Source organism: Pseudomonas sp. So3.2b, from assembly GCF_019464415.1.
Lineage (GTDB): Bacteria > Pseudomonadota > Gammaproteobacteria > Pseudomonadales > Pseudomonadaceae > Aquipseudomonas > Aquipseudomonas shahriarae.
Window position 1 is genome coordinate 3,346,884 of the sequence record NZ_CP080494.1, and the last position, 12,249, is coordinate 3,359,132.

At 62.0% G+C, this 12,249-nt stretch carries 12 protein-coding genes; 9 read left to right on the plus strand and 3 right to left on the minus strand.

Annotated features, from left to right (window positions below; genetic code table 11):
* Positions 1–203: 203 nt before the first annotated feature.
* The 5 genes from K1X80_RS14865 to K1X80_RS14885 all read left to right on the plus strand — a co-directional run bounded on the left by K1X80_RS14865 (position 204) and on the right by K1X80_RS14885 (position 5,341).
* A complete protein-coding gene (locus tag K1X80_RS14865) occupies positions 204–1,223 on the plus strand; it encodes a LacI family DNA-binding transcriptional regulator (protein WP_057959440.1) in 1,020 nt (339 codons plus the stop codon).
* A gap of 64 nt (positions 1,224–1,287) precedes the next feature.
* Entirely contained in the window at positions 1,288–2,070 is a 783-nt protein-coding gene (locus K1X80_RS14870) for a sugar phosphate isomerase/epimerase (protein WP_057959439.1), read from the plus strand.
* Positions 2,063–3,007 (plus strand): sugar kinase, encoded by a 945-nt coding sequence (locus K1X80_RS14875; RefSeq protein ID WP_220172251.1) that lies wholly within the window; start codon positions 2,063–2,065, stop codon positions 3,005–3,007. The genes K1X80_RS14870 and K1X80_RS14875 overlap by 8 nt, the downstream gene beginning before the upstream one ends.
* A 58-nt stretch (positions 3,008–3,065) precedes the next feature.
* Entirely contained in the window at positions 3,066–4,364 is a 1,299-nt protein-coding gene (locus K1X80_RS14880; protein WP_057959438.1) for an MFS transporter, read from the plus strand.
* Positions 4,364–5,341, plus strand: a complete 978-nt coding sequence (locus K1X80_RS14885) for a D-glycerate dehydrogenase (protein WP_057959437.1) — start codon at positions 4,364–4,366, stop codon at positions 5,339–5,341. Before K1X80_RS14880 ends, K1X80_RS14885 begins: the two co-directional genes overlap by 1 nt.
* Before the next feature lie 457 nt (positions 5,342–5,798).
* Here K1X80_RS14885 and K1X80_RS14890 read toward each other — a convergent pair whose 3' ends face one another.
* Positions 5,799–7,424 (minus strand): methyl-accepting chemotaxis protein, encoded by a 1,626-nt coding sequence (locus tag K1X80_RS14890; RefSeq protein ID WP_057959436.1) that lies wholly within the window; start codon positions 7,422–7,424, stop codon positions 5,799–5,801.
* 235 nt (positions 7,425–7,659) lie between these two features.
* On the opposite strand from K1X80_RS14890, the gene K1X80_RS14895 reads away from it, so the two are divergent.
* The 3 genes from K1X80_RS14895 to K1X80_RS14905 are packed head-to-tail and all read left to right on the plus strand — an operon-like array spanning position 7,660 to position 10,117.
* Positions 7,660–9,087 carry a nucleobase:cation symporter-2 family protein gene (locus K1X80_RS14895; RefSeq protein ID WP_057444103.1) on the plus strand — a complete coding sequence of 476 codons (1,428 nt, stop codon included), beginning with the start codon at positions 7,660–7,662 and terminating at the stop codon, positions 9,085–9,087.
* 8 nt (positions 9,088–9,095) lie between these two features.
* A complete protein-coding gene (locus tag K1X80_RS14900) occupies positions 9,096–9,563 on the plus strand; it encodes an LEA type 2 family protein (protein ID WP_057959435.1) in 468 nt (155 codons plus the stop codon).
* Positions 9,564–9,568: 5 nt separating this feature from the next.
* A complete protein-coding gene (locus K1X80_RS14905) occupies positions 9,569–10,117 on the plus strand; it encodes a GNAT family N-acetyltransferase (protein ID WP_120733204.1) in 549 nt (182 codons plus the stop codon).
* A gap of 18 nt (positions 10,118–10,135) precedes the next feature.
* Here K1X80_RS14905 and K1X80_RS14910 read toward each other — a convergent pair whose 3' ends face one another.
* Complete coding sequence (locus K1X80_RS14910; protein WP_038441493.1) at positions 10,136–10,387, minus strand: hypothetical protein; 252 nt, start codon at positions 10,385–10,387, stop codon at positions 10,136–10,138.
* Positions 10,388–10,551: 164 nt separating this feature from the next.
* Between K1X80_RS14910 and K1X80_RS14915 the strand changes: the two genes are divergently transcribed.
* Positions 10,552–10,872 carry a YqjD family protein gene (locus K1X80_RS14915; RefSeq protein ID WP_057436701.1) on the plus strand — a complete coding sequence of 107 codons (321 nt, stop codon included), beginning with the start codon at positions 10,552–10,554 and terminating at the stop codon, positions 10,870–10,872.
* Between the two features lie 39 nt (positions 10,873–10,911).
* Here K1X80_RS14915 and K1X80_RS14920 read toward each other — a convergent pair whose 3' ends face one another.
* A complete protein-coding gene (locus K1X80_RS14920; RefSeq protein ID WP_120733206.1) occupies positions 10,912–11,943 on the minus strand; it encodes an Ldh family oxidoreductase in 1,032 nt (343 codons plus the stop codon).
* Between the last annotated feature and the right edge of the window lie 306 nt (positions 11,944–12,249).

Here is a 12,249-nt window from a genome sequence, read left to right on the forward strand (position 1 = left end):
GTTGGGGCAATTGAACACCTCCTGTGGTACTGCGGATACTGTCAGAACTAACAGGTGCGCTCGCCGCTCGTCGGTTTGAGCGGCCTGACTTCATACCGATCCCAACAAATATTTTCTTGACGAGAGTGGCTGACTGGTGTTTTCTGAAACCGGTTTCAATGCCCAGCGCACTGCCACCTCACACTAATAAGAAAGGCCCCGCCGTGACTTCATTCTCCGCCGCCCAGCGCAGCCGCGTGACCATGCTTGATGTAGCCCAACGCGCCGGCGTATCCAAGGCCAGTGTGTCGCGCTTTATCGGCGACGACCGCGCCCTGCTGTCCGACGCCATCGCCCAACGTATCGAACAGGCTATTGATGACCTGGGCTACCGCCCCAACCAGATGGCCCGTGGCCTGAAACGTGGACGCACGCGCCTGATCGGCATGCTGGTAGCGGATATCCGCAACCCCTATTCGATTGCCGTGATGCATGGCGTGGAAACCGCCTGCCGACAGCACGGCTACAGCCTGGTGGTGTGCAACACCGACCGCGATGACGAGCAGGAGCGCCAGCACCTGGCGGCGTTGCGCGCCTATAACATCGAAGGCCTGATCGTGAATACCCTGGGCCATCACCGCGACCAGTTACTGGAGCTGCAACGGGAAATGCCCCTGGTGCTGGTGGACCGTAAGGTCGAGGCGCTGCACAGCGACCTGGTGGGCCTGGATAACCCACTGGCCGTGGGCATGGCCCTGGATCACCTGGAGCAACAGGGCTATCGGGATATTTTGCTGATCAGCGAGGCCGCCGATGGCACCAGCTCGCGGATTGAGCGCATGGACAGTTTCCAGGCCCAGATCAGCCGTCGCAAAAAAATGCACGGCGCTGTACTGGAGATAGACCTCGACCTGCCCCAGCGTTTGCAGACGTTTCTGGGCGCAGGCCAAGCCGGGCCCAAAGCCTTGTTCTGTGCCAACGGCATTGCCGCGCTGGCCTGTAGCAAAGCCCTGCGCGAGTTGGGTTGCCGATTGTTCGAGGACGTTGGCTTGATCGCCCTGGATGACCTGGAGTGGTACCCACTGGTAGGCAGCGGCATCACCGCCCTGGCCCAGCCGACCGAAGCCATTGGCGCCAGCGCTTTTGAGTGCTTGCTCAAGCGGTTGCGCGGCGATACCTCGGCGACCCGTTCCCTGGATTTTGCCCCGCAACTGATCGTGCGAGGCTCAACCCAACCCGTGTAGGCATAACCGCCTGCACGGGCATTTTTTTATCTACAAATGAAACCGGTTTCAGAGATCAATAAAAATGCATAGATATCCCGTTTCCATCAGCCTTTCCAGCTACGGCGCCGACCTGGTTCGCCAGCGCGGCCAGTTGAGTTTCGTCGAGCTGCTGGCCGCTGCCGGGGCCAGGCGTATTGAATGGCGTGAAGAACTGCTGACCAGCGAACAACCCGGCGAACTGGCCCAGGCCGCCGCCGCGCAAGATCTGGAGTGTGTGTTTTCGTCGCCCCTGGAGCTGTGGGTCGCCGGGCGTGCCCAAGCCAATTCGGAGCTGGCCGCCACCCTCGACCGGGCCCAGGCGTTCGGTGCGCGCTGGTTGAAGGTTTCGCTGGGTTACTTCACCGACACCAACGACCTGCACAGCCTCAGCGCCCTGCTCAACCGCCACCCGGTGCGCTTGTTGGTGGAAAACGACCAGACCCTGCACGGCGGGCGCATCGAGCCGATGCAACGCTTCTTCGATGAAGCCGAGCGCCTGGCGGTGCCGGTGAAAATGACCTTCGATATCGGCAACTGGCACTGGCAAGACCAGTCCGCACGTACCGCCGCTCGCTTGCTGGGCCGGCATGTGGATTACCTGCATTGCAAGGCCGTGGCCCGCCGCGCCGACGGCAAGTTGGTAGCCCTGCCGCCCGGCAGCGCCGACCTGCATCTATGGGAACAATTGCTGCAGTTGATGCCCCAAGGTATCAGCCGCGCGGTGGAATTCCCGCTGCAAGGCGACGACTTGGTGGCGGTCACCGCCGAGCAGGTCACCGCCCTCGCCCACCTTGGCCAACCGCGTGTGGAGAATGCCCATGTCTGAGATCGATATCCTCTCGTTCGGCGAAACCATGGCGATGTTTGTCGCCGAGCAAACCGGCGACCTGGCCCAGGTCGGCCACTTCGAAAAGCGCATCGCCGGGGCCGACAGTAACGTGGCGATCGGGTTGTCACGCCTGGGCTTCAACGTCGCCTGGCTGAGCCGGGTCGGTCATGACTCATTGGGGCGGTTTGTGGTCGCGGCCCTGGATCGTGAAGGCCTGGATTGCCGGCATGTGGCGGTGGATCTCGCGCACCCCACCGGCTTTCAGCTCAAGTCCCGGGAAGAGAGCGGCGACGATCCCCAGGTCGAGTATTTCCGGCGTGGCTCGGCGGCCAGTCACTTGTCCAGCGCCGCAATCACTCCAGAATTGCTAACGGCGCGCCATCTGCACGCCACCGGGATTCCGCCGGCGCTGTCGGACGCCACCGCCGAACTGTCGCGCGAGTTGATGAGCCAGATGCGCGCGGCCGGCCGCAGTGTGTCCTTTGACCCGAACCTGCGCCCTTCGCTATGGCCCAGCGAGCAAAAAATGATCCGCGAAGTCAACGCCCTGGCCGGCCTGGCGCATTGGGTATTGCCGGGCCTGAGTGAAGGTCGGCTGCTGACCGGTTTCGAAGATCCCGGGGATATTGCCGCCTTCTACCTCGACCTGGGCGTGGAAGCCGTAGCCATCAAGCTCGGCCCCCACGGTGCCTACTACCGCAGCCAGCTGGACCAGGGCTTTGTCGCCGCCGTGCCGGTGGCCAAGGTGGTGGATACGGTGGGAGCCGGCGACGGCTTTGCCGTGGGCCTGATCAGCGCCCTCCTGGAAAACCTCAGCCTGGCCCAGGCGGTACAGCGCGCCAACTGGATCGGCAGCCGCGCAGTACAGAGTCGCGGCGATATGGAAGGCCTGCCCCTGCGCGCCGACCTGCCCGCCTGGCAAAAAGCCGGCTGACCCGGACCGACAACCCGTTACCTGTTGCCACAACTACAACAAGCTCAGGAGCAACCCCATGAACAACCTGAAACTCGCCACCCGCCGTTGGTGGTACATCATGCCCATCGTGTTTATCACCTACAGCCTGGCGTACCTGGACCGTGCCAACTACGGCTTCGCCGCCGCCTCCGGGATGGCCGAAGACCTGATGATCACCCCGGGCATGTCCTCGCTGCTCGGTGCGCTGTTCTTCCTCGGCTACTTTTTCTTCCAGGTACCGGGGGCGATCTATGCCCAGAGGCGTAGCGTGAAGAAACTGATTTTCGTCAGCCTGATCCTCTGGGGCGGCCTGGCGACCCTCACCGGCGTGGTGTCCAACGCCTATATGTTGATCGCCATCCGCTTTATGCTCGGGGTGGTCGAGGCCGCCGTGATGCCGGCGATGCTGGTGTACCTGTGCCACTGGTTTACCCGTGCCGAACGCTCGCGGGCCAACACCTTCCTGATCCTCGGCAACCCGGTGACCATGCTGTGGATGTCGGTGGTATCCGGCTACCTGGTACAGCATTACAGCTGGCGCTGGATGTTTATCATCGAAGGCCTGCCGGCGGTGTTCTGGGCCTTTATCTGGTGGCGCCTGGCCGATGAGCGCCCAGCCGATGCCAAGTGGCTGAGCGCTGGCGAGAAACACGACCTGGAAACCGCCCTGGCCGCCGAACAGGTCGGGCTCAAGGCTGTGAAGAACTATGCCGAAGCCTTCCGTTCGCCCAAGGTGATCATCCTCGCGCTGCAATTCTTTTGCTGGAGCATCGGCGTCTACGGCTTTGTGCTGTGGCTGCCGTCAATCCTCAAGGCCGGCCTGAAAATGGACATGGTCGAAGCCGGCTGGTTGTCGGCGCTGCCCTACCTGGCGGCGGTGATCGGCATGCTGGTGGTGTCCTGGGGCTCGGACAAGCTGCAAAAGCGTAAGCGCTTTGTATGGCCACCGCTGCTGATCGCCTCCGTGGCGTTTTATGGTTCCTACTTGTTGGGGGCCGAGCATTTCTGGTGGTCCTACACCCTGCTGGTGATCGCCGGCGCCTGCATGTATGCGCCCTACGGGCCGTTTTTTGCCATCGTCCCGGAAATCCTCCCGGCCAACGTCGCCGGCGGCGCCATGGCCTTGATCAACAGCATGGGCGCCCTCGGTTCGTTTGGCGGCTCCTACCTGGTGGGCTACCTCAATAGCAGCACCGGCTCGCCCGGTGCGTCGTACCTGCTGATGAGCGGCGCGTTGCTGCTGTCGGTGGTGCTGACGATTTTCCTCAAGACCGGTGCCCGGGAGCCGTCCCCGGCAGCACCGTTGCACTCCCTGGATTTGAAGGTAAGAACCTGATGAAAAAGCATGTCGTGCTGTACAAGAAACTGTCCGCACCGTTGATGGCCCGTTTGCATGAAGCGGCCCAGGTGACCTTGATCGAATCCCTCGACCCCGCGGGCCTGGCGCAACTGCGTGAGGCACTGCCCAGTGCCCACGGCCTGCTGGGGGCCAGCTTGCGCCTGGATGCGCAACTGCTGGACCTGGCGCCGCGCCTGGAAGCCGTGGCCAGTGTTTCGGTGGGCGTCGATAACTACGACATCGACTACCTGACCCAACGCGGCATTTTGCTCAGCAACACCCCGGATGTACTCACCGAAACCACGGCCGATACCGGCTTTGCACTGATCCTCGCCACCGCCCGACGCGTAGTGGAGCTGGCCAATCTGGTGCGCGCCGGCAACTGGAACCAGAACATCGGCCCCCTGCACTTTGGCAGCGATGTGCACGGCAAGACCCTGGGTATCATTGGCATGGGGCGCATTGGTGAAGCCCTGGCCCAGCGTGGGCACTTTGGCTTTGGCATGCCGGTGATTTACCACAGCCATTCGCCCAAACCTTTGGTGGAGCAGCGTTTCGGCGCGCGGTACTGCAGCTTGCCGGAGTTGCTGCAACACGCTGACTTTGTTTGCCTGACGTTGCCGTTGACTGCACAGACTCAGGGGTTGATTGGCGCCAAGGAATTCGCCCAGATGGGCCCGGAGACGATTTTCATCAATATCTCCCGGGGCAAGGTAGTAGATGAGGCGGCACTGATCGAAGCCCTGCAACAGCGCACGATCCGCGCGGCGGGGCTGGATGTGTTTGAGCGTGAGCCGTTGAACCACGACTCGCCGTTGCTGCGTTTGAACAACGTGGTGGCGACACCGCATATCGGCTCGGCCACCCACGAGACCCGTGAAGCGATGGCGCGGTGTGCGGTGGATAATCTGCTGGCGGCGTTGGCGGGCGAGCGGCCGAAAAACCTGGTCAATTCCAGCGTATGGAAAGCCTGACAGCCCGACCCAATGCCCGTGTGTCAGCCACCGAAAACAGTGACCGGACCACCGCTATCGCGGGCAAGCCCGCTCCCACAGGGATGTTCGGCGGGGCAGAAGTCTGGGCCACACCATCAATCAAATGTGGGAGCCTGACAGCCCGACCGAATGTCCGTGTGTCGGCCACCGAAAACAGTGACTGGACCACCGCTATCGCGGGCAAGCCCACTCCCACAGGGATGTTCGGCGGGGCAGAAGTCTGGGCCACACCATCAATCAAATGTGGGAGCCTGACAGCCCGACCCAATGTCCGTGTGTCGGCCACCGAAAACAGTGACTGGACCACCGCTATCGCGGGCAAGCCCGCTCCCACAGGGATGTTCGGCGGGGCAGAAGTCTGGGCCACACCATCAATCAAATGTGGGAGCTGGCTTGCCTGCGATAGCGGTATGCCAGCCACCCAAGTCCTCCCTGCTTAGATCACAAACCGCGCCACCATCGCATTCAAATCCACCGCCAGGCGCGACAGTTCATGACTGGCGGCGCTGGTCTGGTTGGCTCCGGCCGCCGACTGCGTCGCCAGGTCGCGGATATTCACCAGGTTACGGTCCACTTCGCGGGACACTTGGGCCTGCTCTTCGGACGCGCTGGCAATCACCAGGTTGCGCTCGTTGATCAGGCTGATGGACTGGGTGATCTGCTCCAGTGCCACGCCGGCGGCGCGGGCCATTTCCAGGGTGCTTTGGGTGCGCTGGTTGCTCTGCTGCATGGACTGCACCGCTTCCCCCGTGCCGTTCTGGATCCCGGCCACCATTTTCTCGATCTCCTGGGTCGACTGCTGGGTACGATGGGCCAGGGCACGCACTTCGTCGGCCACCACGGCAAACCCGCGCCCGGCCTCACCGGCACGTGCCGCTTCGATGGCGGCATTGAGGGCCAGTAAGTTGGTCTGCTCGGCAATCGCGCGGATCACGTCCAGCACCTTGCCGATATCCCGGCCCTGGGTCGCCAGGCCTTCGATCAGCACCGAAGTATCCTGCACGTCCTGGGTCATGGTCTGGATCGCGCCCACGGTTTCCACCACACGATCGCGCCCTTCCCGCGCGGCCTGGTTCGACTGGGTCGAGGCTTCTGAGGTGGACACCGCATTGCGCGCGACTTCTTCCACGGCCGCGGTCATTTCATTGACGGCAGTGGCGGCCTGGTCGATTTCATTGTTTTGCTGCTGCAAGCCCTTGGAGGCTTCCTCGGTCACCGCGCTCAGCTCTTCGGCCGCCGACGCCAGTTGAGTGGCTGAACCGGCAATATGCTGGATGGTCTGGCGCAGGTTGTTCTGCATGGTAGCCAGGGCACCGATCAGGCGCGCCGGCTCATCCTGGCCGTCGTCCGCAATGACCTTGCTCAGGTCGCCGCTGGAGATGGTTTCGGCGGCGGCCACCGCCTTGCGCAGCGGTGTGACGATGCTGCGGGTCAACAACCAGGCAAGCAATACGGTCATCAGCGCCGCCACCACCGACACCACGACAATTCCGCTGATGGCATCGCTGTAGCTGCGCCCGGCGTCTTCCCCGGCCTGTTTGGCATTGGCGGCGTTGATCGCAATCAGCTTATTGAGTTGCTCGCCCATCTGATCCGTACCGTCTTTGATCCGGCTGTTGATCAGGGCCCGCATCTCCTCGACTTTGTTCTGCTGGGACAGCGTCAGCATTTCAGCCTGGGCCTTGAGATAGTTGTCCAGCGTGGCGGCAAAAGTCTTGTACAGCGCGGCTTCTTCAGCGCCGGCCGGCAGCGCGGCATAACCCGCCTGGGCCTGGCGCGCCTTGTCGACCAGCACGCCGATGCGCACCTGGGCCTCCTGCAAGGCGACCGGTTCGCGATTGACCAGGACCCGAAACGACAGAATGCGCAGGCGCAACACGTTCTCGGTCATATTGGCCAGGTAACCGACACTCGGCAGTTGGTTAGCCCCCATATCCAGCGCGGCCTGGCGAATCAGCGTCATACGGTTGACGGCAAACACCCCCAGAACAATCACAAGCAACGCAATAAACGCAAAACCGAGAAACGCCCGAGGTGCGATATTCAAATTACGGAGGGACATAGGAAAGCTCTCAAGAAGGGATGGCTGCGAGCGTCCTTGCCGCGACACGGTCACTCAGCGTCAACGCGCGGAGATAACGGTTCGGCGCCACTGTTATAAAGGTTGTGTGGGCCTATAGGAGGTATCGGCAGACTTGAGGTTTTTTTGCGGGGCTTGGAGAAATATTTTTTCACACTTTTGACAGTGGACGCTTTCTGGCATCCTGCGCGTCCATTTTCTGACCCGAGCACGTATCTTGTCTGACGCTCAAGCCCCCCGCCCCCGTTATAAATCGGACCTGATCTACGGTCTGGAAGACCGCCCGCACTTCACCGCTGCGGTATTTGCCGCCCTGCAGCACGTGCTCGCCAGCTTCGTCGGGATCATTACCCCGACCCTGATCGTCGGTGGTGTGCTGGGCCTGGAAAGCGAAGTGCCCTACCTGGTCAGCATGGCGCTGTTCGTCTCCGGCCTGGGCACGTTTGTCCAGGCGCGGCGCTTCGGCCCCGTGGGTTCGGGCTTGCTGTGCCTGCAAGGCACGAGCTTCTCGTTTATCAGCGTGATCCTCAGTGCCGGCTTCATGGTCAAGGCCCGGGGCGGCGGTACCGATGAAATTCTCTCAACGATCTTTGGCATCTGCTTTTTTGCCGCATTTATCGAAGTGGTGCTCAGCCAGTTCATCGGCAAGTTGCGCAAGCTGATCACGCCGGTGGTCACCGGCACCATCATCACCTTGATGGGGCTATCGCTGATCAAGGTCGCCGTGACCGACATGGCCGGCGGCTATGGCGCGGCAGACCTGGGCGCGGCCGGCAATATGGGGCTGGCGGCCCTGGTGTTGCTGACTATCGTGGTACTTAACCGCTTCAATAACCCGTTCCTGCGTTTGGGCTCGATTGTCATCGGCCTGACCCTGGGTTTTGTGGTGGCCTGGTGGCTGGGGCGTGTCGATCTGGCGGCATTGCCCCAGGTACCGCTGGTCAGCGTGCCGGTGCCGTTCAAGTACGGGTTCTCGTTCGACTGGGTGGCGTTTATTCCGGTTGCGGTGATCTTCCTGATTTCCCCCCTGGAAGCAGCCGGCGACCTGACCGCCAACTCGATGATTTCCCAGCAACCGGTCAAGGGCCCGCTGTATATCAAGCGCATCAAGTCCGGCCTGCTGGCCGATGGCCTGAACTCGGTAATGGCCGCCACTTTCAATAGCCTGCCGATGGTGACCTTCGCCCAGAACAACGGGGTGATCCAGTTGACCGGCGTGGCCAGCCGCTATGTGGCGTATTTCATTGCCGGGCTGCTGGTATTGCTGGGTCTGTTTCCGATGATTGGCGCGGTGCTGCAATTGATGCCCAAGCCGGTGCTGGGTGGCGCGACCCTGATCATGTTCGGCACGGTGGCGGTGGCCGGGATCAAGATCCTTGCCGAAGCCGGCCTGCATCGGCGCAATGTGCTGATTGTGGCGATTTCCTTGGGGATGGGCCTGGGCGTGGCGGCAGTACCGGAAGTGCTGCGCGAGCTGCCCAAGGCCTTGCACAACATCTTCGAGTCGCCGATTACCGTCGGTGCCTTCTGTGCGATCCTGCTGAACATTTTCCTGCCTGAAGAGTTCATAGAGCTGGAAGAAGATGAATTTGACCCGGAAGCCTCTACCCTCAAGGTCATGCAGGATCCGGAACCCACGAAATAGGAACCCTTATGCGCAGATTGATCGGCCTGACCCTGTCTCTGATATTGCTCAGCCTGAGCGCCTGCGCTTTGTTCCCCAACCGCGACCCGCTGCATATCAATGTGGTGGGAATCGAGCCGCTGCAAAGCCAGGATCTGGAAGTGCGCTTCGCGGTCAAGTTGCGGGTGCAGAACCCCAACGAAACCGCGATCGACTACAACGGCGTGGCGCTGGACCTGGAGGTCAATGGCCGGCCGCTGGCGGCTGGGGTGAGTGATCAACAGGGATCCATCCCGCGCTTTTCCGAGACCGTTCTGACCGTCCCGGTCAGCGTTTCAGCGTTTTCGGTGTTGCGTCAGACCCTGGGCCTGAGCCAGACCCAGCGTTTGAACAACCTGCCCTATGTATTGCGCGGCAAGCTGGCGGGCGGGTTGTTTGGCACGATGCGCTTTGTCGATCGTGGCACCCTGGACCTGCCCAACACCGTGACCTGGTAAATAGCATGGACACCTTGCCCACTCTGTACACCGAACGCCTGATCCTGCAACCGCTGACCCTGGACGACGCCGAGGGCATACAGCAGCAGTTTCCCCACTGGGAAGTGGTGCGCTACCTCAATGCCCTGGTGCCCTGGCCCTACCCGGCCGATGGTGCGCGCAGTTACCTGGAACAGGTGGTCTTGCCTGCCATGGCCCAGGGCCGCGAGTGGCATTGGTCGATCCGCCTGCGCGAGGCCCCCGGGCAGTTGATCGGCAATGTGAGCCTGATGGATGAGCAGGACAACAATCGGGGCTTCTGGCTCGGGCCGCAATGGCAGGGCCAGGGATTGATGAGCGAAGCCAGCGCGGCAGTGACCGCGTATTGGTTCACGGTGCTTGGGCGCCCCGTGCTGCGGGTGCCCAAGGCAGCGCCTAACCTGGGCTCACGCAGGCTTTCCGAAAAAACCGGGATGCGCTTGATCCGCACGGAAGAAGGGCAATTCGTGGAGGGGGCGTTCCCCAAGGACATCTGGGAAATCACCCGCGAAGAATGGCTGAAACACCCCCTGTAGGCACCGATCAGCCCGTGCTTACTTGGCGGCCATCAGGCGATTGACTTCACTGCGCACCATGTTGGCAAATTCCGGCGGTGACATGCCGTCCAGCTCGGAACGCACCCATTCGGCCCATTTCCCCTTGCGTTTGGCGCGCTCGCCAAACAACCGTGCGCCCTCGCCCTTGGCCTTGCCCAGGTTGCTTTGCCACAGGTCATACAGACGGGACTTTTCATCTTCAAGCGCGGCGCGCTCGGCGAGGGGCTTGTTGGCCAGATTGAAGCTCATGTGGATTTACCTGCTGCACAAATAGGTGACATCTTACACTGTAGGTCGAAAGGTCCGAATTCGGATTTTTCATCGGCCCGATGCCGGGCGAAAAAAAACTGCAACTTTTAGCCTGCTGCAAGACTCCATTGTTCACTGCCCACTTACCCGCAAGGAGCTACTCAATGGCCCGTAAAACCGCCGCCCAAGCTGTCGAAGAGCAAATCAAGGACCAGGCGTTCAGCGAACTCCAGGCCCTGATCGAAGAGTCCGACAAACTGCTCAAGAGCAGCGCGTCGCTGGTGGGAGAAGAAGGTGAAACCCTGCGCGAGCAGGTCGCGATCAAACTCAAGCAAGCCCTGGATTCGGTGTCCAACGTGCGTGAGCGCAGCAAGCCGGTGGTGGATGCCACCGAAACCTATATCGGTGGCCACCCTTGGCAGACCGTAGCCATTTCCGCCGGCTTCGGCCTGGTGGTTGGCCTGCTGCTGGGCCGTCGCAACTGATGGATGCCTGGGCCGGTGCGGGTCAGCCCGCACCGCCCTTCAGCCCCGCGCTAATTCGCGCAACCGGGCCAGTTCGTCCCCATCGAGCATAATCCCCTCCCGTTCTGCCTTGGCCCGTGTGCGATGACGCCGGTCGCCGGGCAAGCGCCGCAACCCTGCCGCATGCATCTGTCGCACCAGTTCCTGGCTGCGCTGGGCAAAATCCTGCCCCGCGGTTTTACTGGGGTCGATCACAATCAGTAGCTGGCCGGTCCAGGGAGTCTTGGCGCCCGGGTGGTTCGACCAGTCGAATTCAAACGAGAAATTCCCCCCGGTCAGGGCCGCCGCCAGCAACTCCACCATCATCGACAACGCCGACCCCTTGTGCCCGCCAAACGGCAACAGCGCGCCGCCTTCAAGAATCGCCCTGGGGTCCTGGGTCGGCTGCCCCAGGCTGTCGACCCCAGTGCCCGGCGGCACACGCTCACCCTGACGGGCGGCAATCTGCACATCGCCATGGGCGATGGCGCTGGTGGCCAGGTCAAACACAATCGGCGGCCCATCGGCACGTGGTGCGGCGAACGCGATGGGGTTGGTGCCGAACAGCGGGCGATCGGCGCCATGTGGCACCACGCAAGTCATGCTATTGACCACGCTGAGGGCCACCAGACCTTCTTCGGCAAACGGTTCGACATCCGGCCATAACGCGGCAAAGTGATGGGAGTTACGGATCGCCAGTACCGCGATACCGGCGCTGCGGGCCTTGGCCACCAATAACGGGCGCGCGGCGGCCAGGGCCAGCTGGGCAAAACCATTGGCGGCGTCTACACGCACGAAACCCGAGGCCACATCCTCGACCACTGGCACCGCCTGGCCGTTGACCCAGCCGCTGTCCAGGGTCGAGACATAGCCCGGTATGCGAAACACCCCGTGGCTGTGCGCCCCATCCTGCTCGGCGCGGGCGCAGTTGTCGGCCAATACGCGGGCAACCTCAGGCGAGGCGCCATGCCGGCTGAAAATATCCTTGAGCAGCGTCACAAGCTCAGTGAAGCCAATTGAAGTAGTCACGGCAGTGGTGGGTGTGGCTGACATCTGAAGCTCCGGAATTGTTATTGGAGGGGGCAACAGCCTGCTGGATTTCGCTCGTTGATTAACAACGCGCGACAAGTGGGCTGTCAACCACCGACGCGGCTTCAGCGCTATTTAACAAACGCCGGGCACTGCCGGAGAGCGTTAGCACACCATGGGAAAAAGGCCGTAAAGGCACGATGGGAAACCGTCAAGCGGGTGCTCGACGGTTCCGTCTATGTGCTGAGTTCGCCGCCTGGCAAGCGAATGTTGACTCGGCGGCGCTCATGATCAGTCGCCCGGGACGTCAGTGGGACCCGACGCCTTCAA

Bases quoted from the DNA above. Each gene is read 5' to 3' on its own strand.
- K1X80_RS14880 (WP_057959438.1), top strand. From the start codon at position 3,066: ATGAACAACCTGAAACTCGCCACCCGCCGTTGGTGGTACATCATGCCC.
- K1X80_RS14875 (WP_220172251.1), top strand. From the start codon at position 2,063: ATGTCTGAGATCGATATCCTCTCGTTCGGCGAAACCATGGCGATGTTT.
- K1X80_RS14870 (WP_057959439.1), top strand. From the start codon at position 1,288: ATGCATAGATATCCCGTTTCCATCAGCCTTTCCAGCTACGGCGCCGAC.
- K1X80_RS14890 (WP_057959436.1), bottom strand. From the start codon at position 7,424: ATGTCCCTCCGTAATTTGAATATCGCACCTCGGGCGTTTCTCGGTTTT.
- K1X80_RS14910 (WP_038441493.1), bottom strand. From the start codon at position 10,387: ATGAGCTTCAATCTGGCCAACAAGCCCCTCGCCGAGCGCGCCGCGCTT.
- K1X80_RS14900 (WP_057959435.1), top strand. From the start codon at position 9,096: ATGCGCAGATTGATCGGCCTGACCCTGTCTCTGATATTGCTCAGCCTG.
- K1X80_RS14915 (WP_057436701.1), top strand. From the start codon at position 10,552: ATGGCCCGTAAAACCGCCGCCCAAGCTGTCGAAGAGCAAATCAAGGAC.
- K1X80_RS14920 (WP_120733206.1), bottom strand. From the start codon at position 11,943: ATGTCAGCCACACCCACCACTGCCGTGACTACTTCAATTGGCTTCACT.
- K1X80_RS14885 (WP_057959437.1), top strand. From the start codon at position 4,364: ATGAAAAAGCATGTCGTGCTGTACAAGAAACTGTCCGCACCGTTGATG.
- K1X80_RS14905 (WP_120733204.1), top strand. From the start codon at position 9,569: ATGGACACCTTGCCCACTCTGTACACCGAACGCCTGATCCTGCAACCG.